The sequence below is a fragment of the Bacillus sp. FSL E2-8900 genome (genome assembly GCF_037966225.1).
Taxonomy (GTDB): domain Bacteria; phylum Bacillota; class Bacilli; order Bacillales; family Bacillaceae_G; genus Bacillus_A; species Bacillus_A cereus.
Window position 1 is genome coordinate 582654 of the sequence record NZ_CP150193.1, and the last position, 22003, is coordinate 604656.

Genomic DNA, 22003 nt, shown 5'->3' on the forward strand with positions numbered 1-22003 from the left:
ATAGTGGCGAAAGAAATTACTGTAATTAAAAAGAAAGTTGTAACAGAGGAAGAACAGAAACAGCAAGTAGCAGATGAACTTCTAAATGAGCTATCTAATAATCGTGAAGCAGTAGAAGAAACAATGCAGCTTTTAGCACAGTTGCAGAAGGCTGGTATATTAGATGCGGCAATTAGTTTACTTGCTGCGAAGGAAGATGTTTCAAAAATCGCTGTGGAGCAACTAAATCGTGAACCAGTTAAAAATGCACTCAACAATATGATGGGGGCAGGAGAAGCGTTATCTTCAGTTGACCCAGAAATAACGAAGCAAATTACGTCAAGTTTAGTTACAGGATTGCAATTTGCAACAGATGAATTAAATAGTGGTAAAAAAACAAAAGTGATGGACTTCTTTAAAGTATTAAAAGATCCAGATATCAATAGAGCTATTACATTCGGTTTTAGCTTCTTGAAAGCATTTGGACAAGGGCTAGAGAAAAAATAGAATAAATGAAAAAGTGATGGGAAGTAGCCATCACTTTTTTCATTATATGTATAAGAGTGTTCATGTTAAGCGGAATATATTATTATTAAAAAGATGGATTAGGACTGGAAATATGGAATCCATCTCAAATACCGTTTTAGAATTTGGAGGAATATATGCAACACCGTAAAAAACTATCTATACCAGGAGTAATGAGACATTCCTTTCAAACAGTTAAATTTGCTTTTTGGAATGTATTAACTTTTCAACTTGCTTATAAATTATTAGCAGCGATTGTGTTCGTTCCACTATTTGGAATTATTTTTAATAAGTTATTGTATTTTGGTGGTTATGCAAATGCGACAAATGATGAATTATTAGCGTTTTTAAAGACGCCTTATGGCATCTTAGCAATCGTAATTTTATCATTGTTAGCACTGTTTCTTATCTTTACAGAATTTGCGGTGCTTATTATTATTTCGTATTTCGCTCATAAAAGACAGAAGGTGAAATTACGTCCGATTTTATATAAAACGGTAACGTATTTACCTACTCTTTTCACATATTGCTTACCAGGATTTATTTTATATGCTGTCGTATTGTTGCCTCTTTTAAATATGGGATATGAAACGGCATTAATCCCGCAAATTCAAATTCCTAACTTTATTACAGGAGAACTGTTTAAGACAACGATGGGACAAGTTGGTTATTACACGTTCTTTGCTGTAGTCGCGTATTTGAATCTTCGATGGATTTTCGTTCTACCTATTGTTGTTTTAGAGCAAAAACCATTTCGCGTGGCAGCACGTAAAAGTGCAACTTTAGTAAAGGAAAGCTTTTTTAAAGTACTATTCTTTTTAGTAGGATTTTTTATCTCAATTGGAATTGTATATGTCGTGTTTTTGGGAATGTATTTATTGTGCCTATGGGGTGTTTATGAATTTACAAACCCGAAAGGAACATTTGCATTATTAGCTGAATCAACGATTTCTGTATTTTTAACGAGTACATTGTATTTATTCAGCTTTATCGTGACGCCATTTTATATTATGGCGATTACGCGATTATACTTACAAAAGGTTCCAGTTGAGGATGTTTTATTAGAAGAAGGATTAGATTATTCGAAAACGAAAGCAGATAAATGTTTCTTCCAAAAACATCGTTGGAAATTCATTGGCGTATACATTGTAGGAATTATTACTGCGGGAATGGTCGTTGCCTTCATTGTAACGTTTATTTCAAATTCGTATAAAGAACCGATTATTATGGCGCACCGCGGGTATATATCAAAAGGCGTAGAAAATACGAAAGAAGCTGTGCAAGGTGCTATTGATGCAAAAGCAGACTACGCTGAAATAGATGTATTACAAACGAAAGACGGTGAACTAGCGGTTATACATGATTTGAAGCTGAAACGTCTCGCAAATGCCAATGTGCATGTGTCAGATTTAACGATGGCGGAGTTAAGGCAGCTTACCCTTAGTCAAGATGGACTTTCAGGACAAATAAGTACACTTGATGAAATCATTAAGCTAGCAAATGGCAAAATCAAACTTAATATAGAAGTGAAGCTTCATGGGGGCGAAAAAGATTTTGTAAACAAAGTCTTAAAAACGATTAAAGATAATGAATTTGAGAAGCAATGTGTAATTCAAACGTTACACTATCCACTTATTAAAGAGTTTAAGCGTGCAAATCCAGATATAAAAGTAGGGTATATACTGTATGCAAGTAGAGCTAACTTAAAGAATGTGAAGGCTGACTTTTACGTAGCAGAAGAATATATGTTAAATAAGAAATTAGTAAAAGAAGCAAGGAAGTTAAACAAACCAATTTACGTATGGACAGTAAATGATATGGAAAATTTAAAGGCATATTATAAGTTAAACGTAGATGGTATTATAACCGATTACCCTGAAGATGCACGTGAAACAATTAAGATGTTAAAAGAGCAAGAAGCGGAAGAAAGTGATCTGTTTGATAAAATTACTGAAACGACAGATGATTTATTTTCTAAGTTATTTATAAGTTACCCAGCTGCTAGCTAAATGCTAGCAGCTGTTTTTTTGTGAAAAGAATATATCTCTAAAGTATTGAGTAAAGTAATAACTGTATATGTATACGTTATCGCTTAGGTTTCTTACATTGTTACATTATTGTCAAATAATAAATGATTGCTGTTTATTTTGAAGCAGTATAATAAAAATAGAGTGAAAGATAATGGAATGACACGAAACCCCTAATAGAATCAATGTTTTATATATTTACACTATTCTAAATATAAAAACTTTAGGAAAATGATATGTTAGCGTTTTCATAACTTTTAAGTTATGCTAGAATAAGGACATAAGTTATTAATTATTACAAAAAGAAAAAAGAATCTCTTTTTTCTGTTAATTATAAGGGGGCATTTCATTATGCGTATTGGGGTACCAGCAGAAATTAAAAACAACGAAAACCGTGTGGCAATGACACCAGCAGGTGTTGTACATTTAATTCGTAACAATCACGAAGTATTCATTCAAAAGGGTGCAGGTTTAGGGTCTGGTTTCACAGATGCTCAGTATGTTGAAGCGGGAGCAAAAATTGTTGATACAGCTGAAGAAGCTTGGAATATGGAAATGGTTATGAAAGTTAAGGAACCAATTGAAAGCGAATACAAACACTTCAGTGAAGGCTTAATCTTGTTCACATACTTACACTTAGCTCCAGAGCCAGAATTAACAAAAGCTTTAATCGAGAAAAAAGTTGTTTCTATCGCATATGAAACAGTACAATTAGAAAACCGTTCATTACCATTACTTGCGCCTATGAGTGAAGTAGCTGGTCGTATGGCTGCACAAATTGGTGCACAATTCCTTGAGAAAAACAAAGGCGGTAAAGGTATCTTACTTGCAGGTGTTCCGGGGGTTAAACGTGGTAAAGTAACAATCATCGGTGGTGGACAAGCTGGTACAAATGCTGCTAAAATTGCAGTTGGACTAGGTGCGGATGTAACAATCATCGACTTAAGTGCAGAACGTCTTCGTCAATTAGATGACATTTTCGGAAACCAAGTAAAAACTTTAATGTCTAATCCTTACAATATTGCAGAAGCTGTTAAAGAGTCTGATCTTGTAATCGGTGCAGTATTAATCCCAGGTGCAAAAGCTCCAAAACTTGTAACAGAAGAAATGATTAAATCAATGGAACCAGGTTCTGTTGTTGTAGATATCGCGATTGACCAAGGTGGTATTTTCGAAACAACTGATCGTATTACAACTCATGATAACCCAACTTATGAAAAACACGGCGTTGTTCATTATGCAGTTGCAAACATGCCAGGTGCGGTTCCACGTACATCAACTCTTGCATTAACAAACGTAACAGTACCATATGCAGTACAAATTGCTAACAAAGGCTACAAAGAAGCTTGCCTAGGTAACACTGCATTACTAAAAGGTATTAACACATTAGATGGCTATGTAACATTCGAAGCAGTTGCAGAAGCTCACGGTGTAGAGTACAAAGGTGCTAAAGAATTATTAGAAGCAGAAACAGTATCTTGCTAATAGAAGCATTATACAAAACAAAATCGAACAATATATAAAACAACATGATAAGAGCTAAGAGTGAAGATCTCTTAGCTCTTCTTGGCAAAAGGGGGCATACATCGTGGCCAACCTATTTAAAAAGAAATCCGTTACGCAATTGTTAGGGGAAAGTAAAAGTAAAACTTTGACGAAAACGCTAGGGGCATTTGACCTAACAATGCTAGGGATTGGTGCGATAATTGGTACAGGAGTTCTAGTATTAACTGGATTAGTAGCAGCAAGAGATGCTGGTCCAGCAGTTATTTTTTCATTCATGATTGCAGCCATCGTTTGTGGATTTGCAGCATTATGTTACGCAGAGGTTGCTTCTACACTTCCTGTTTCAGGTAGTGTGTACACATACTCATATGCAACAATTGGTGAGTTTGTAGCTCATTTAATGGGATGGACATTACTATCCGTATATGTTGTAACGACTGCCGCAGTAGCTGGCGGATGGACTGGTTACTTCCATAACTTAGTGAGTGGATTAGGGCTTGAAATTCCAAAAGCACTGCTAACGATTCCGTCTCAAGGTGGTATGGTGAATTTACCAGCAGTTATCGTTACATTAGTTATAACTTGGTTATTATCAAGAGGTACGAAAGAAAGTAAACGCGTGAATAACATAATGGTATTAATTAAAATTGGTATCGTTGTTTTATTCATTGCAGTTGGTGTATTCTACGTGAAACCAGAAAACTGGATACCATTTGCACCGTACGGTTTAAGTGGAGTTTTCGCGGGGGGAGCAGCAGTATTCTTTGCTTTCTTAGGATTTGATGCATTAGCAACTTCTGCTGAAGAGGTAAAAAATCCGCAACGTGATCTACCGATTGGTATTATCGCTTCGTTAGTCATTTGTACAATCATTTATGTTGTAGTTTGTCTCGTTATGACGGGTATGGTTTCATATAAAGAGCTAGATGTACCGGAAGCGATGGCGTATGTGTTAGAAGTTGTAGGACAAGATAAAGTAGCTGGTATAATCGCAATTGGAGCTGTAATTGGTATTATGGCAGTAATTTTTGCTTACATTTATGCAACGACACGTGTATTCTTTGCGATGAGCCGTGACGGTTTATTGCCAGAATCTTTCGCGAAAATTAATAAAAAGACAGAAGCGCCAACATTTACAGTTTGGTTAACAGGAATTGGTAGTGCTTTAATTGCTGGATTTATCGATTTAAAAGAATTGTCGAATTTAGCGAATATTGGAGCGTTGTTAACATTTGCGATGGTTGGTGTGTCAGTTATTATTCTTCGTAAAACACATCCAAAATTACAACGTGGATTTATGGTACCACTTGTACCGATCTTGCCGATTATTTCGATTGCATGTTGTCTATTCTTAATGGTAAATCTACCATTAAAAACATGGATGTACTTCGGTGCTTGGTTAGCAATTGGAGTAGTTGTATACTTTGTTTATTCGAAAAAACATAGTCATTTAAAAGACGATGGAAGTTCGCAGGATAATTTAGAACAAGCTAATTAAAAGCTTAATTAAAAGGGATATAAGTATAGTAAGCCTTGTGCGTCTAGGGAGCGCGCAAGGCTTTTTCTTTTGTTGAAATAAAGGGAATGTATATTACTTTGTTGAATTTTTATGTCGGAATATGAAAAAAGGGTGGGAGCAAAATGGAAGAAACAAAAGTTGTTGTTGGAGCAGAGGGTTATAATAATAACTCTGGTTGGTTACATACGAATGAAGAAGAATTAAATTTATTACGGAGAGAAACTTGGCTTGATAAATTTCAACCTAATTCTTTATCAGTAATTTTGGCAGAACATGTATGGGAGCATTTATCATATGAAGAAGGAATTGAAGCTGCAAAAATTTGTTATGAGTTTTTAATGGAGAATGGATATATTCGTTGTGCAGTACCAGATGCATTTTTTCCAGATGAAGAATATCAGCAAGGGGTACAAGTAGGTGGACCTGGTCCATTAGATCATCCTGCAGCAAGCCATAAAATTGTTCATAACTATAAAACAATCACGTCCATGTTTGAATCAGCAGGTTTTCAAGTGAGGCTCTTAGAATACTGTGATGAGAATGGTAAGTTTCACTATAATGATTGGAATGAGAAAGATGGATTTATTTATCGATCGAAGCGCTTTGACCATAGAAATCGGGATAATCAGTTAGGATTTGTTTCTTTAATTGTGGATGCGGTGAAAATGAAAAGTAAGTAAAAAGGGGTGTGCGAATTGTGCATCCTTTTTTGTATGAGAATATAGAGGGTGCGGAAAATATGTATACGACTTATTAAAATGTGAACGGAAAGTTCATAAAAAAAAATCAGATTTCATTGACACATATGAGTAGGCGCTCATATAATAAGAGTATAAGATATATGAATGATTGTTCATATGTTCAATTAAAGAGGTGAGCTATAATGGCTGGAAATAAAGTAGAAACACCACAAGAGACATGTTCTCAAACGATAATTCATGAAGAAGTTGTAGAGCAAGTAAAACAAACAATTCCAACTGATGAAAGTTTAAGTAAAGTAGCAGAACTATTTAAAGTGTTAGGTGATCGTACACGTACGAGAATATTACATGCGCTATTTGAAGCTGAAATGTGCGTTTGTGATTTAGCTTATTTATTAGGAATGACACAATCATCTATTTCGCATCAGCTTCGTGTGTTAAAGCAAGCGAAACTTGTGAAGAATCGTAAAGAAGGAAAGGTTGTTTATTATTCGTTAGCTGACCAGCACGTAATTCATATCTTCGAGCAAGCGTTTGAACACGTAAACGAAGAAGAATAAAAAGAACGCGAGGAGGGAGAACGATGGCTGAAGCATTAGTGAAAAAGAAACTGATGTTAGAAGGTTTAGATTGTGCGAACTGTGCAATGAAAATTGAAAAAGGTGTTGGGAATATAGAAGGAGTAAATTCTTGCTCTGTAAACTTCGCAACAAAGACAATGATCTTAGAAACAGCGCAAAATAAAGAAAACGAAGTTGTTACGGAAGCAAAACAACTTGTTACAAAATTAGAACCGCATATTAAAGTGCAAGAAGAACAAAAAAATAAAATTGCTAAAGAAGTACTTATATTAGAAGGTTTAGATTGCGCGAACTGTGCAATGAAAATTGAAAATAAAGTGAAGGAAATGCCAGCTGTCTCAGAAGCAACTGTTGATTTCGTATCGAAGAAACTACGAGTAGAAATTGCGAATAAAAGAGAACTAGAAGCGACTGTAGCAAATATAACAAATGTCGTTCAAAAGTTAGAACCAGATGTGAAAGTTGTTCGTGAAGAGAAGAACGGTCATGACCACGGACATAGTCACGATCATGGTGAAGCAAATGTGAAAAAGATGGTAGGGAGATTAGTGGTCGGCGGAATTTTGACAGCAATTGCTGCATTAGCGGGCTTACCACAAATGGTAACAATTCCGTTATTCGTCCTTGCTTATTTATTAATAGGTGGAGATATCGTTTGGAGAGCGGTAAGAAACATAACTCGTGGTCAAGTATTTGATGAAAACTTCTTAATGGCAATTGCAACTGTAGGAGCTTTTGCAATTCAACAATACTCAGAAGCTGTAGCAGTAATGCTATTTTATCAAGTAGGAGAACTATTCCAAAGCATTGCGGTAAACCGCTCTCGAAAATCAATTACTTCATTAATGGATATTCGTCCTGATTATGCGAATGTAAAGGTTGGAAATGAAACGAAACAAGTATCACCAGAAGATGTACAAATTGGCGATTATATTATCGTTAAGCCAGGTGAGAAAGTGCCGTTAGACGGAAAAGTAATTGAAGGAACATCAATGGTAGATACTTCAGCATTAACAGGTGAATCTGTACCACGTGAAGTTGAAGTTGGAAATGATGTATTAAGTGGCTTTGTGAACCAAAACGGTGTGTTGACAATTGAAGTTACAAAAGAATTCGGTGAATCCACTGTATCGAAAATTTTAGATTTAGTTCAAAATGCAAGCAGTAAAAAAGCACCAACGGAAAACTTTATTACGAAGTTTGCACGTTACTACACTCCAGTTGTAGTTATTACAGCGGCGATCATGGCGTTTATTCCACCACTTATTTTAGAAGGAGCTACATTCTCTGAGTGGATTTATAGAGCTTTAGTGTTCTTAGTAATCTCTTGTCCATGTGCGTTAGTTGTATCCATTCCTCTTGGATTCTTTGGAGGTATTGGTGGTGCATCTAAAAGTGGTGTGTTAGTAAAAGGTAGTAACTATTTAGAAGCTTTAAATGATGTAAAATATATTGTTTTTGACAAAACAGGAACATTAACCAAAGGTGTTTTCAAAGTTACAAAAATGGAACCGAGCGAAGGTACTACAAGTGAAGAGTTATTAGAGTATGCGGCATTTGCTGAAGTATATTCTAACCATCCAATTGCCCAATCTATTCGAAAGGCATATGGAAAATCAATTGATGAAAAAATAATCGATGATTATAACGAAATTTCTGGTCACGGTACAGTTGTAAAAGTACAAGGAAAAGAAATTTTTGCAGGTAATGCAAAATTAATGAGAAAAGAAAATATTGAATTTAAGCAACCAGAAACAGTAGGTACATTAGTTCATGTTGCTGTAGATGGAAGATATGCAGGTTATATTGTTATCTCTGATGAGGTAAAAGAGGATTCGAAACAAGCGATTCAAAAATTAAAAGAACTAGGTATTAAAAAGACAGTAATGTTAACTGGTGATGCAAAACCAGTTGGTGAAGCTGTCGGTAAAGAATTAGGCTTAGATGAAGTTCATGCGGAATTACTACCGCAACAAAAAGTAGAAGAGATTGAAAAAATTGATGCAGCGAAGCACGGAAAAGAAAAAATTGCCTTCGTTGGTGACGGTATTAACGATACACCAGTATTAGCCCGTGCAGACGTTGGTATTGCGATGGGTGGTTTAGGGTCAGATGCAGCAATTGAAGCGGCAGACATCGTTATTATGACTGATGAGCCTTCAAAAATTGCGACAGCTGTAAAAATTGCAAAACGCACAAGAAGTATAGTGTGGCAAAATATCATCTTTGCTCTAGGTGTAAAAGGGATCGTTTTATTACTTGGTGCCTTTGGTATTGCAACAATGTGGGAGGCTGTTTTCTCAGATGTTGGTGTAACACTACTTGCAGTGTTAAATGCAATGCGTGTATTACGAGTGAAAGATTTATAAAAAAGAGGACGCGACCCGCGTCCTCTTTTTTATTGGTGATTTTGTTGAAATTGACTCAATAAAATAATACCAAATATTACTTTACTTTTAAATATCGTTATATTAAAATTTACAAATAAAATACACTCGTCTTATTATTTTAATATATTTTTTACAAATATCCATATAGTATTGAAAAAACAGAGAAGGGAAACTTCTCTGTTTACTTTTGTATGTTTTTTTCAACTTGTTCTCGAACTGTTTGAATGTAATTCATTTTATGATCCCAGCACTCTTGGCTTAAATCGACAGGGTATTCTTCAGGATTTAAAGTTCGCATATATTCTTCCCAAAATAGAGAGAGACTCTGTTCATTATATTTTTGAATATCTAATATACTTGGTAGTTCATATGTTCTTTCACCGTTAACGAAAATATCTTTATGCAGTTCACGGGCTTCAAAGTTTGTTACGAATTTACTTATATATGTGTGAACTGGATGGAACATTTTTAAGCGCTCTTCTTTTCCAGGTTCTTCAGAATCTAACGCAATATAATCGCCTTCTGCATGATCGTTTACCCGATTGATAATACGATAAATTCGTTTCAGTCCTGGAGTGGTAATTTTTTCAGGGTTAGATGAAATTTTAATCGTATCATTTAATTTTCCGTCAGTATCTTCAATCGCAACTAGTTTGTAAACAGCCCCCAATGCAGGTTGCTCAAAGGACGTAATTAATTTTGTCCCAACGCCCCATACGTCAATTTTTGCTCCTTGAGATTTAAGGTGCATAATTGTGTATTCATCTAAATCGCTAGAAGCGATAATTTTTGTATTTGTAAACCCTGCTTCATCTAATAGTTTTCGTGCCTTTTTCGATAAATAAGCCATATCACCACTATCAAGACGTATGCCATAGAAATCAATACGATCCCCAAATTCTTTTGCAACACGAATCGCATTTGGAACACCAGATTTCAATGTGTCATATGTATCAACGAGAAAGACGCACTTTTTATGAGTTTCAGCGTATTTTTTAAACGCGACGTATTCATCGCGATATGCTTGAACGAAAGAGTGAGCGTGTGTGCCAGCTACAGGAATCCCAAAGCGTTTCCCAGCACGAACGTTGCTTGTAGAGGAGAAACCACCAATAAAGGCAGCACGCGTCCCCCAAAGGGCAGCATCGAACTCATGGGCACGTCTTGTGCCGAACTCTAAAAGCTCATCATTACTTGCAGCATGTTTCATACGTGCTGCTTTTGTGGCAATTAATGTTTGGTAATTCACAATATTTAAGAGGGCAGTCTCAATAATTTGTGCTTCACCAAGTGGTGCATCAACACGTAATAAAGGCTCGTTATTAAATACAACTTCACCTTCTTGCATACTGCGAATCGTCCCAGTGAATTTCATATTTTGTAAATAATGAAGGAATTCTTCTTCAAATTGTAATTCTGCTAAATAAGCGATATCGCTTTCAGTAAAACTGAAATTTTCTATGTACTCTACAATTTTCTCAAGGCCAGCAAAAACAGCGTAGCCGTTCTCAAATGGAAGCTTTCGAAAATATAAATCAAAAACAGAACGGCGATTATGAATACCATCTTTCCAATATGTATAAGCCATGTTGATTTGATATAGGTCTGTATGTAAGGCATAACTATCGTCTTTATAATGAGTCATCGCGAGAACACCTCCATAATTTGGTTATAGTATACCAATTTTTCACCATTCGTAGCAAAGAAGAGATATTGATGTGAAGTCAAGAGAGAAAAAAATGAAATTATGCATATTTTTTAGAAAATTTATATTTATCAATTTATATTTCTACAGATTTTATGTATTATTAGAGTAATGGGGGTAATGAGAATGGAGGAGGACAATGCAACAAACATTAGAAAAAATAGGCAAACAAGTCTTTTATAAACGGCTACAGCAAAAAATGACACAAGAAGAATTATGTCAGGGCATTTGTTCTGTCTCATACTTAAGTAAGATTGAAAATGGAAAGATTGAAGCATCAGAAGAAATTCTACAATTGCTCTGCGCAAGATTAGAAATTGCCGTGACGGATTTGAGGGATGTAGAAGAAGATGTGAAGGGGAAGCTGGATGAATGGTTGAATGCACTAGTTCATTTAGACAAGCAACAAGTAGAACGTATATATGAAGAGTTGCAAGGTGAAATGAAGCATGTGTTGGATTTTGAAATTATAAATTATTATAAATTATTATAAACTGCTGTATACACGTTATTTAATTATGAAAAGGGATTTTCCTGCTGTCGAAAAAGAGTTAGAGAGCTTAAAGAAGATGTACAAAAAGTATTCACCATTCCAAAAATTATTATATACGTATAGCAAAGGGTTATATTATTTTTTACAACATAGATATAAGAAGGTATTGGAGTATTTGACTCGAACAGAAGTAATGGCAAAGGAACAAGGTTATCATGAGAATGGAATATATTTCAATTTGGCTCTTGTTTATAATGAATTAGAAGTTGAACATATGACTTTACATTTTGCTAATGTAGCAATGGAAGGATTTAAGAATGAATATAAATTCCGTTATGTGATAAATTGCCAGTTACTTATTGCGTTGAGTTATATACAAAAAAAGCAATATAATGAGGCACTATCTATTTATAATAATATTTTGAGGGAAGCAAATTCTTTTGCTGATAAAGAAAGTATAACAGCTATTGCTTTAAATAATTTAGGCTTCTTGTACTATAACTTAAAAGATTATGCAAAAGCAAAAGATTATTATTTACAATGCCTAAAGTACAAAAAGGAAGAGGATTTAAATTATATTGATGCAGTGTATGAGATCGCTTTGCAGTGTATTGAATTAAAAGAATTTGAAGAAGCGAAAGATTGGATTAATAAAGGAATAGATGTTGCCAAGAGGGATGAAAAGTATAAAAGTATGCTATATATACTTTCAATGCTTAAGAATAAATACTTTGAAACGAAAGATGTTTATAAAAGATTTTTAGAAGTTGAGGCAATCCCATTTTTTAGAGGCGAAGAAAATAAAAAGGAATTAAAAATGGTGTATTTAGAACTAGCAGGATATCACGAGGAATTACTAGAATTTAAGGAAAGTAATAACTACTATAAATTAGCAATTAATTTATTAGAAGAAAAGGGAGGAAAATAATATGAAAAAAATAATTATTGGTGCTTTGGCTTTGGTAGCTGTATTAGTGGTATTGGAACCGCAATATGCTTGGACATCGGATATTTATGGTCAAGGCGAAAAAGTAGTAGAATTAATAAATTCTTAACAGAAACCCCTTTCCAATCGGAAAGGGGTTTTTCAATATTTGTTCCTCAAAATTCTACAAAACTTGAGAAAATAATTATTTGAATTTTTAGTATATTAATAGTGGAAACATAATGCTAATATAAAACTACTCTTTTTCAAAAAAATTTTTTATTAGGGGGAAGGTTCATGAAAAAGAAAAGTTTAGCGTTAGTGTTAGCGACAGGAATGGCAGTTACAACATTTGGAGGGACAGGCTCTGCATTTGCGGATTCTAAAAATGTACTCTCTACGAAGAAGTACAATGAGACAGTACAGTCACCTGAGTTTATTTCTGGTGATCTAACTGGAGCGACTGGTAAGAAAGCGGAATCTGTTGTGTTTGATTACTTAAATGCAGCAAAAGGTGATTACAAGCTAGGGGAAAAGAGTGCGCAAGATTCTTTCAAAGTGAAACAAGTGAAGAAAGATGCTGTAACTGATTCAACAGTAGTACGTATGCAACAAGTTTACGAAGGAGTACCTGTATGGGGTTCTACTCAAGTGGCTCACGTAAGTAAAGACGGTTCTTTAAAAGTATTGTCTGGAACAGTTGCACCTGATTTAGACAAAAAGGAAAAGTTGAAAAATAAAAATAAGATTGAAGGCGCAAAAGCAATTGAAATCGCGCAGCAAGATTTAGGGGTAACACCGAAATATGAGGTAGAACCAAAAGCGGACTTATATGTATATCAAAATGGTGAAGAAACAACATATGCATACGTTGTAAATCTAAACTTCTTAGATCCAAGTCCAGGAAACTACTACTATTTCATTGAAGCAGACAGCGGTAAAGTATTAAATAAATATAATAAATTGGATCATGTAACAAATGAAGATAAATCACCAGTTAAGCAAGAGGCTCCTAAACAGGATGCGAAAGCAGTAGTAAAACCTGTAACAGGAACAAATAAAGTAGGAACTGGTAAAGGTGTATTAGGAGATACAAAATCACTTAATACAACGTTATCTGGTTCATCTTACTACTTACAAGATAATACGCGCGGGGCAACAATTTTCACATATGATGCGAAAAATCGTACTACATTGCCAGGAACTTTATGGGTAGATGCAGATAATGTTTTTAATGCAGCGTATGATGCAGCAGCAGTAGATGCTCATTACTATGCAGGTAGAACATATGATTATTATAAAGCTACATTTAACAGAAACTCTATTAATGATGCAGGAGCTCCGTTAAAATCGACAGTTCATTACGGAAGTAAGTATAATAATGCATTCTGGAATGGCTCACAAATGGTATACGGAGATGGTGATGGTGTAACATTCACTTCATTATCTGGTGGAATTGATGTAATTGGTCACGAATTAACGCATGCTGTTACTGAAAATAGCTCGGACTTAATTTATCAAAATGAATCAGGAGCGCTAAATGAAGCAATTTCTGATATTTTTGGTACTTTAGTAGAATTCTATGATAACCGTAACCCGGATTGGGAGATTGGTGAAGATATTTATACGCCTGGTAAAGCAGGAGATGCGCTTCGCTCTATGAGTGATCCAGCGAAATACGGTGATCCAGACCATTATTCTAAGCGTTACACTGGTACTAGTGATAACGGTGGGGTTCATACAAACAGTGGTATCATTAACAAACAAGCTTATTTATTAGCAAATGGTGGTACGCATTCGGGTGTAACTGTAACGGGCATTGGTAAAGATAAGTTAGGTGCAATTTATTACCGTGCAAACACACAATATTTCACGCAATCTACTACATTTAGCCAAGCTCGTGCTGGTGCAGTACAAGCTGCAGCTGATTTATATGGTGCGACTTCTGCGGAAGTAGCAGCAGTTAAGCAATCATTTAGTGCTGTTGGTATTAACTAAGGATTAAAAAGGATAGCTATTAATAAAATACCTCAAAAATAAAGAAGGAGCCTATGCTCCTTCTTTATTTTTTTTCTCCATTTTTTCCATAAATAAAACAATCCAATAGCGCCTGCGATTGTTACAATCCACTTTGCTTCATTTGTTCCGTTCATGACATGATAGGCAGAATATACTTCGATTAACAATGCCGGTATTTTCCCTATTGTGCTGGCAATACTGAAGGAGAGTAATGACATCTTACCTAGAGCCGCAAATAAAGTCACGATACTTGATGGGATGAAAGGTATCAAGCGAAATGATAGAACGAGTAGAAAGGCCTCTCTACCTTCTACATAAAGAAGACGCTCTACCTTTGGGTATTTATTTACTTTATCGTGAGTGAACTTTTGAAGGCCCATGCGGTAAATATAAAACGAGATAATAGCCCCTAATGCTTCGCCTACGATCGAAATAACAGTACCATTTGTTACGCCAAAGAGCTGTATATTAATGGCGGTTAAAAAAATACTAGGGATAAAACCTAAAAGACTAATGATGATGTTAATTAAGATACTAAGTGGAATTGCGATTGAATAGTATTCTGTTAAGAAATTTTGAATCGTTTCAGCCATTGTTTAAAATCCTTTATCTTTTTTTGCATTACACCACATTTCGTTTGTATAGGCAAGGAGAAATTTACATAATGTAGAAAAACGTTGATAAGAAGGGTATTTTATACCTTATATGGGTATTGGGTATATGAAAATAGGGGTATTTTAAAATGTTTTTAAAAATACTATAAAAACCTTTGTATAAAAGAGTTTTATAGTTATGTTATCGGTGATTTCATCTGGGAAATAATCGAAAAATATAGGGGGTATATATTATAAAAGGCGAAAAATAGAGGGTTGATGAAATTGCTGGGGTAAATATGGAAAAATAGATAAAAAAAATGAAAACTGATAGATTTTTTCGTTGTGAAATTGACTTTTAGTGAAGTTGCGATAATAATCATGGAAGAGGTGATATGATGAAACGAATAAGTAGTCTTTTCTTCAGTAGTTTATTGGTATTAATGCTGATCTTAAGCGGATGTGCAGGAAAAGAACAAAAAACAGAGAAACAGACAGGGAATCAAGCTACATCGGTAGAAAAAATTAGTGATAATATTTTAGATGAAATGGAAGGACCACCTAAAAATGGTCATACGATTGAAAGACATGTAGGCAAGTCAGAAGAGGATTTGAAGAATCGCTTGAAGACAGATAAAGTGTCAGCCGCAAGTACATACTATGATAAAGAAACAGCGACGAAAGCTGTAAAAGATAGCTTGAAGCAACATGACAAGGAAATTCAAGATTGGTTAAAAAATTCTAAAGAGGCTCGTCTCGTATTAAATACAACTCATTCATTTCCTGTTGGAAAAACGGTAATAAAGAAAAATATGAGTGTAAAAGACAAGTTAGTAAAAACTGTTACTGTTTTAGCAAGAGATAAGTCAGGAGAATTAGGGTTTAAGATTATTACTTCTTATCCATCTGATAAATAAGAAGGGGGAGTACATTATGTATACGACATTACAATACTTTCTTAAATCGTACTGTACGTTAAGTATTCATGAGGATGAAATAGTAAGCGTGATGGAAGAGTTTATTGAACAAGAAGACGAAGAAATTGTTTTGAAATTACGTGATGAATTAATAAATATGAAGAAAAAGAACGCGTGGGAAGAGGCGTGTGTATTAGCTGCGAAGCAAGGAAATCGTATGTGGTCTTTAGAAGAAACGAAAGACCATCTTGAAACTTTTTTACTATTACTGCAAAAGAAAAAGGCGTGATTTAATCACGCCTTTTTCTTTATGCTATTCGGTTGGTATTATCTATTCTTTTGGAGCGCTTTTATATACGCTTTTTGAAATTTGTCCATTTGATATTACTTCCCCGTTTTGTGTTACTTTTTTATACGTAACCGCGGTGATTTTATCACTAGTTCTACTAATTACTTGAGAAGAAACTTCAACATTTTTACCAGTATTTGTACCGAAAATGCGTGTAGTAATACTACCTCCATTTGAAAATGCTTGAATATAAATATGATTGCCTGTATTATTTTTAAATTTTAAATCTGGACCATAATCTGCTACTGCTGCATCTTGCCCAAGTGGTAAATAATTTACTGGCATAGAATGATTGCTTCGAGAAACAATTCCTAAATCAGCCCTTAAAGCGGCGCTGTATAAAGTACTACTGACTTGGCAAACTCCTCCGCCTGCACTTTGTATTACTTTACCTTGTGAATATACTGCTGCAGATTTGTAACCATGTGCAGCATCAGTTACGCCAACGCGGCCGTTAAAACTAAATGTTTCATCAGGTGCCACAATAACCCCACTTAAAGTATTAGCTGACTTATTTACGTTAAATGATTGATTTCCGTTACGGCCAGCCATTGGAGTAGAATATTCAGCAATGACTTCTTTAATACCCATTTTCTGTATATCTTCTGTAGAACGTTCTGGTTTTATGAATGTAACTGGTAATGTAACATCTGATTTACCAGTAGTAATAGCTTCGTTTGTTAAACTGTTTAGTTTTCCTTTATCAATTTTTTCTCCGTTTTGGCTTTGACTAACATTTACTGTTGAGCCTTCAATGCTTAATTCTGCATTAACAGGATTTTTTAATGTTTCATTATATTTATCTTTTATAAAGGTTTCATAAGCTGTTGCATTTAATTGTGGTGTTAATTTATAGTCACGTTTTAATTCACCGTTTTCAGCTTGCTTGCGCATTTTGTAACGATTCATTACGTTTCCTTCTTGTTCTTTGAAGATTTTGTCAATAATATCTTTCTCTTTATAATTTACCCCTAAATCTTTCCATGTGTAAGTTTGTTTATCGTTTTGGAATATGTAGGTAAGGGATTTTTGATCTAACTCAGTTACCTTTTGATTAATAATTGCTTGAATATCCTTCTTATTTTTTCCGTCGAGAGAAATACCTTCAAATGTAGTATTTGGTAATGCAGTAGTATCTAATTGATTATTTAATTTGGATACATATTGATATCCCCCAACACCGCCTACACAAAGTAATATGCCCCCAGCAATTGCAGAACCAATCAGTATTTTACTTAGCTTCATTTATTTCCCCCCAGAAATTTATGTATAAATATATGTATTACATTTTTTGTATAAAAATGATGAAAATAACATTATGTACGTACTAGTATACTATTATTTTCACTGTGTGTGTAATGTTTTCATAAAAAATGTTACACCGCTGTAATAATTGTCACTTCTTGTCACAATGTGTATGAAAAATATGTTGAAAAATATAATAAAAAGGCTGTCTAGAAAGATCTAGCAGCCTTTTTATTATAATTTTTTATGTTCATTTTTATTCGTAACACCGAGATGTTTTTGAAGGGTAGTTGAAATAGTATCGACGCTTTTTTCATTTGGAACGTAATAATAAATACCACCTATATATTTATCTGTACCTTCTACTTGCATTTTTTCCATCTTTAAATTTGAATCCATTGAATTTTTTGTAATTGTCATCATATCATCAAAAGTTAAATTGGTTTTTAAATCTTTATCGACAGCGTCTAGTAGACCACCGATTTTATTAATGGAATTAAGAGATAGTGCCTTTTCAGCAATGGCCTCTAATACAAGCTGTTGACGTTGACCACGCATATAATCACTATCGATGTGACGAGTTCTAGCTAGTGCCAGTGCCTCTTCTCCATTTAAATGTTGACGTCCTTTTTTTAGATGAATGGCATCTGCTTCATCTTTACTATTTTGCTCTGTGAACTCAACTGGAACGTCTACAGTAATACCACCAAGAGAATCAACAATTTTAATAAAGGATTTAAAATTGAATTTTACATAGTAGTCAACTGGAACATCTAAAAAGTTCTCTACCGTATCAATTGTGCTGTCTACACCACCGAATACGTGCGCATGTGTGATTTTATCGTATTTATCACGTGATTTAATGTAGACGCGTGAGTCACGTGGAATGCTTACAAGTTTAACGGATTTATCGTTTTTATTAATTGTTGCAAGTAATAACGCATCTGTTCGAGTTGCTTTTCCATAACCTTTTTCCCTAATATCACTTTCATCAACACCCATAATTAGTACGGAAATATTGTCGGTCATAGGTTTAACTGCTTTTTCACGTTTACTGGACTTATCTCCTCGACCTAGTTCAGCATAAGCGTTATTTAAGACGGACTTTGCTTTACTGTATATATGGAAGGAGTAGCCTCCTGCTCCAAGTGCTACAATTAGTAATGGAATAAGAAGGAACCAAAGTAGGCGTTTTTTCTTTGAGCTTCCTTTTTTGGCTCGCGTATTGTTGTTCGTGTCGGATTTCATCATTTTTTCTCCTTTAAAACTATCAAAGTGTATACATTTAGAAGTGTATTCAAACACATAAAAAATATTTTACGCTAAATAAAAGCGATTGTACATGTATAAAAAATAGATGTCTTGATTATTTATAAGACACCTATTCGTTATTGTATACAAAAGATAGGGATAAGAAAATGATAAAATTTTACCTAATTACAACATAATGCTTACGATAATTGCAGATAAAATACTAACGAGAGTAGCTCCATATAGTAATTTAAGGCCAAACCTCGCAACAACGTTTCCTTGTTCTTCGTTTAGTCCTTTTACCGCACCTGAAATAATACCAATGGAAGAAAAATTGGCAAAAGATACAAGGAAAACAGAAATAATACCAACTGTACGGGGAGAAAGGCTATTAGAAATTTTACTAAGGTCCATCATTGCGACAAATTCATTCGTTACAAGCTTCGTTGCCATAATGCTGCCAGCTGCGACAATTTCAGAACTGGGTACACCGATAAGGAATGCGATAGGTGCAAATACATAGCCGATTAATTGTTGGAACGTAATACCGAATATAATGAGGAACAGGTCATTAATACAACTAATTAATGCGACGAATCCGATGAGCATAGCGCCGACAACAATGGCTACACGAAAACCATCAAGAATGTATTCTCCAAGCATTTCAAAAAAGCTTTGTTTTTCACCTTTGATTTCTAAAATATCTTCGTCATCTTTAACGTCGTAAGGGTTAATGATGAGTATGATAATAAAACCGCTAAATAAATTGAGAACGAGTGCAGTTACTACATATTTAGGTTCAATCATTGTCATATAGGCACCTACGATAGACATAGATACGGTTGACATAGCAGAGGCACAAAGTGTATAAAGACGGTGTTTTGGAATTTGAGCTAATTGTTTTTTCACTGTAATAAAAACTTCTGATTGGCCGACAATGGCAGAGGCGATAGCGTTGTAAGATTCTAATTTACCAAGACCATTTATTTTACTAAGAAAGTACCCGATCCAACGAATAAAAAATGGTAATATTTTGAAATGTTGTAATATACCAATTAAAACAGAAATAAAGACGATTGGTAATAATACAGTAAGGAAAAATGGCATTTCACCTTTATTTGCAAGACCACCAAATACGAAATTTATTCCATCAGCAGCATACTCGAGTAGCTTGGTAAACAAACTGGAAATGATTCTAATAAGTATGAGGCCGATTTCTGTATTTAATAGTAAATAGGTTAAAATTAACTGTATAATAAGCATGATAAAAATTGGTTTAAATTTAATATGCTTCTTATTATTGCTAGCAATATAAGCGAGCAAGAAAACAACAATTAGTCCGACGAAAAAAGTAATGAATTTCATGGTAAGCCCCCTAAAAGAGATATTCTGCTATATATGTTTTTCATTTCAAGGGAGAATATGCATCTTTGGTAAAGAAAGGAATAGAGAGAGCATGAATATATGTAGAGTGCATCACGTTGCAATTATTTGTTCGAATTATGAGATGTCAAAGGATTTTTATACTAGGATATTAGGGTTTAAAGAGATAAATGAAGTATATAGAAAGGAACGAGATTCTTATAAATTAGATTTATGTGTAGGAGAAGAATATCAAATCGAATTATTTTCATTTCCAAATCCGCCTGAGCGCAAAAGTTTTCCAGAAGCAGCCGGTCTTAGACATTTAGCATTTGCTGTTACAAATATAGAAGAAGCTGTGAAGCATTTAAACCAATGTGGTGTTGAGACGGAACCGATCCGTATTGATGAAATAACGGGGAAGAAATTCGTCTTTTTCCAAGACCCTGATGCTTTACCTTTAGAATTGTATGAGGTTTGAAAATTGGTGGATTTTATATAGAGTTGCTGTCCAATAATTGAAGAAACTAAAGTGAAACTTCTTTTTAAAAGGAGGTGTAACTTTAGCTAAGAAAGCTAAAGAGCATATGTGGATATTTTAAAATTATTGATGGTAGTCATTCTTATTGGGTTAACAGCATTTTTTGTGGCTGTTGAATTTGCAATTATTAAGGTACGTAGCAGTCGTATTGATCAACTCGTTAGCGAAAAAAGACGAGGTGCACTGGCAGCTAAAAAGGTAACTTCAAATTTAGATGAATATTTATCGGCCTGTCAGCTAGGTATTACAATTACTGCTTTAGGGCTTGGGTGGTTAGGGGAACCAACCATTAAACATTTACTCGAGCCGTTGTTTTTAAAATTAAAATTCTCACCTGCAATTTCCAGTACAGTTTCATTTATTATTGCCTTTGCAGTAATTACATTTTTACATGTTGTCATTGGGGAACTTGCTCCAAAGACATTTGCTATACAAAAAGCAGAACAAGTTAGCTTATTGTTATCGAAACCACTTATTTATTTTTACCGAGTTATGTATCCGTTTATTTGGGCTTTGAATGGTTCAGCGAGGGTTGTAACTGGTTTATTCGGATTACATCCAGCTTCTGAACATGAAGTAGCTCATTCAGAAGAAGAATTAAGGTTAATCTTATCTGAGAGCTATGAGAGCGGAGAGATTAACCAAAGGGAATTTAAATATGTAAATAATATTTTTGAATTTGATAATAGAGTAGCAAAAGAAATTATGGTACCTCGTACGGAAGTTGTAGGCTTATATGAGGACGAACCATTTGAAACACATATTAAAGTAATCGCGCAAGAAAAGTACACGAGATATCCTGTATTTGGTGAAGATAAAGATGAAATTATTGGGATGGTTAATGTAAAAGATTTATTTATTCGTTATATGGATGGTAATCGGGATGAGGAGTGCTCGATTATGCCATATACAAGGCCAGTTATTGAAGTGCTAGAAAATATTCCAATTCATGATTTACTATTACAAATGCAAAGAAAACACATTCCATTAGCTGTATTGTATGATGAATATGGTGGTACAGCTGGGATTGTTACACTAGAAGATATTTTAGAAGAAATTGTTGGAGAAATTCGAGATGAATACGATGAAGATGAGAATCCTCCTATAGAGCATGTAAGTGAAGGTTATAAAATCGTAGAGGGAAAAGTGCTTATTAGTGAAGTAAATGATTTGCTTGGCATACATTTAATTGCTGATGATGTAGATACAATTGGTGGCTGGATTATGGTACAAAAACAAATCGTTGCTGAAGGAGATATTATTGAGAAACACGGTTTTTATTTTAAAGTCCTTGAAAAGGATATGCATCAAATTAAACGAGTGGAAATAAGGAAAGTAGAAGAATGATTTTCTATAAACTTTAATAAAAAGGATA

General features: G+C 34.4%; 18 protein-coding genes and 1 pseudogene. 14 read left to right on the plus strand and 5 right to left on the minus strand.

Annotation, left to right across the window (positions count from 1 at the left end; translation table 11 throughout):
• Positions 1–3 precede the first annotated feature (3 nt).
• From NST90_RS02980 to NST90_RS03010, 7 genes are all read left to right on the plus strand, one after another.
• The gene (locus NST90_RS02980; RefSeq protein WP_001040540.1) at positions 4–486 is read left to right on the plus strand and encodes a DUF1641 domain-containing protein; all 483 of its coding nucleotides are present in this window, start codon (positions 4–6) and stop codon (positions 484–486) included.
• Between the two features lie 155 nt (positions 487–641).
• Entirely contained in the window at positions 642–2513 is a 1872-nt protein-coding gene (locus tag NST90_RS02985; protein ID WP_001164717.1) for a glycerophosphodiester phosphodiesterase, read from the plus strand.
• A gap of 369 nt (positions 2514–2882) precedes the next feature.
• Positions 2883–4016: an alanine dehydrogenase gene (gene ald / locus NST90_RS02990; protein ID WP_001219744.1), complete on the plus strand. Its 1134-nt coding sequence runs from the start codon at positions 2883–2885 to the stop codon at positions 4014–4016.
• Between the two features lie 103 nt (positions 4017–4119).
• Positions 4120–5535 carry an amino acid permease gene (locus NST90_RS02995; protein ID WP_001284890.1) on the plus strand — a complete coding sequence of 472 codons (1416 nt, stop codon included), beginning with the start codon at positions 4120–4122 and terminating at the stop codon, positions 5533–5535.
• Between the two features lie 143 nt (positions 5536–5678).
• Positions 5679–6236: an SAM-dependent methyltransferase gene (locus tag NST90_RS03000; protein ID WP_016121823.1), complete on the plus strand. Its 558-nt coding sequence runs from the start codon at positions 5679–5681 to the stop codon at positions 6234–6236.
• Between the two features lie 203 nt (positions 6237–6439).
• Positions 6440–6817 (plus strand): metalloregulator ArsR/SmtB family transcription factor, encoded by a 378-nt coding sequence (locus NST90_RS03005; protein WP_000918378.1) that lies wholly within the window; start codon positions 6440–6442, stop codon positions 6815–6817.
• A 23-nt stretch (positions 6818–6840) separates the two neighbouring features.
• The gene (locus NST90_RS03010; RefSeq protein WP_069604560.1) at positions 6841–9207 is read left to right on the plus strand and encodes a heavy metal translocating P-type ATPase; all 2367 of its coding nucleotides are present in this window, start codon (positions 6841–6843) and stop codon (positions 9205–9207) included.
• A 202-nt stretch (positions 9208–9409) separates the two neighbouring features.
• Here the strand turns inward: NST90_RS03010 and NST90_RS03015 are convergent, their stop codons facing one another.
• Positions 9410–10873: a nicotinate phosphoribosyltransferase gene (locus NST90_RS03015; protein WP_000150184.1), complete on the minus strand. Its 1464-nt coding sequence runs from the start codon at positions 10871–10873 to the stop codon at positions 9410–9412.
• Between the two features lie 199 nt (positions 10874–11072).
• Here NST90_RS03015 and NST90_RS03020 point away from each other — a divergent pair.
• The 3 genes and pseudogenes from NST90_RS03020 (at position 11073) to NST90_RS03030 (ending at position 14349) form a co-directional block, all read left to right on the plus strand.
• A pseudogene (locus NST90_RS03020) lies at positions 11073–12354 on the plus strand (tetratricopeptide repeat protein).
• A gap of 1 nt (position 12355) precedes the next feature.
• Positions 12356–12481 carry an NprX family peptide pheromone gene (locus tag NST90_RS03025; protein ID WP_000720172.1) on the plus strand — a complete coding sequence of 42 codons (126 nt, stop codon included), beginning with the start codon at positions 12356–12358 and terminating at the stop codon, positions 12479–12481.
• A 167-nt stretch (positions 12482–12648) separates the two neighbouring features.
• The gene (locus tag NST90_RS03030) at positions 12649–14349 is read left to right on the plus strand and encodes a M4 family metallopeptidase (RefSeq protein ID WP_000730383.1); all 1701 of its coding nucleotides are present in this window, start codon (positions 12649–12651) and stop codon (positions 14347–14349) included.
• 32 nt (positions 14350–14381) lie between these two features.
• Here the strand turns inward: NST90_RS03030 and NST90_RS03035 are convergent, their stop codons facing one another.
• Complete coding sequence (locus NST90_RS03035; RefSeq protein ID WP_283748116.1) at positions 14382–14963, minus strand: VTT domain-containing protein; 582 nt, start codon at positions 14961–14963, stop codon at positions 14382–14384.
• A gap of 398 nt (positions 14964–15361) precedes the next feature.
• Between NST90_RS03035 and NST90_RS03040 the strand changes: the two genes are divergently transcribed.
• Complete coding sequence (locus NST90_RS03040; protein ID WP_000822700.1) at positions 15362–15880, plus strand: RNase A-like domain-containing lipoprotein; 519 nt, start codon at positions 15362–15364, stop codon at positions 15878–15880.
• Positions 15881–15896: 16 nt separating this feature from the next.
• The gene (locus tag NST90_RS03045; RefSeq protein ID WP_000288803.1) at positions 15897–16169 is read left to right on the plus strand and encodes a hypothetical protein; all 273 of its coding nucleotides are present in this window, start codon (positions 15897–15899) and stop codon (positions 16167–16169) included.
• Between the two features lie 42 nt (positions 16170–16211).
• Here the strand turns inward: NST90_RS03045 and NST90_RS03050 are convergent, their stop codons facing one another.
• The 3 genes from NST90_RS03050 to NST90_RS03060 all read right to left on the minus strand — a co-directional run bounded on the left by NST90_RS03050 (position 16212) and on the right by NST90_RS03060 (position 20090).
• Positions 16212–17474, minus strand: coding sequence for a VanW family protein (locus tag NST90_RS03050; protein ID WP_025710098.1), 1263 nt, complete (start codon positions 17472–17474; stop codon positions 16212–16214).
• 234 nt (positions 17475–17708) lie between these two features.
• Positions 17709–18725 (minus strand): LCP family protein, encoded by a 1017-nt coding sequence (locus NST90_RS03055; RefSeq protein WP_025710097.1) that lies wholly within the window; start codon positions 18723–18725, stop codon positions 17709–17711.
• A 186-nt stretch (positions 18726–18911) separates the two neighbouring features.
• Complete coding sequence (locus NST90_RS03060; RefSeq protein WP_000668866.1) at positions 18912–20090, minus strand: nucleoside transporter C-terminal domain-containing protein; 1179 nt, start codon at positions 20088–20090, stop codon at positions 18912–18914.
• A 91-nt stretch (positions 20091–20181) separates the two neighbouring features.
• Here NST90_RS03060 and NST90_RS03065 point away from each other — a divergent pair, with 91 nt between their 5' ends.
• Both NST90_RS03065 and NST90_RS03070 read left to right on the plus strand, forming a co-directional pair.
• The gene (locus NST90_RS03065; RefSeq protein WP_001017671.1) at positions 20182–20568 is read left to right on the plus strand and encodes a VOC family protein; all 387 of its coding nucleotides are present in this window, start codon (positions 20182–20184) and stop codon (positions 20566–20568) included.
• A gap of 108 nt (positions 20569–20676) precedes the next feature.
• Positions 20677–21975, plus strand: a complete 1299-nt coding sequence (locus NST90_RS03070; RefSeq protein WP_000353314.1) for a hemolysin family protein — start codon at positions 20677–20679, stop codon at positions 21973–21975.
• Positions 21976–22003 lie beyond the last annotated feature (28 nt).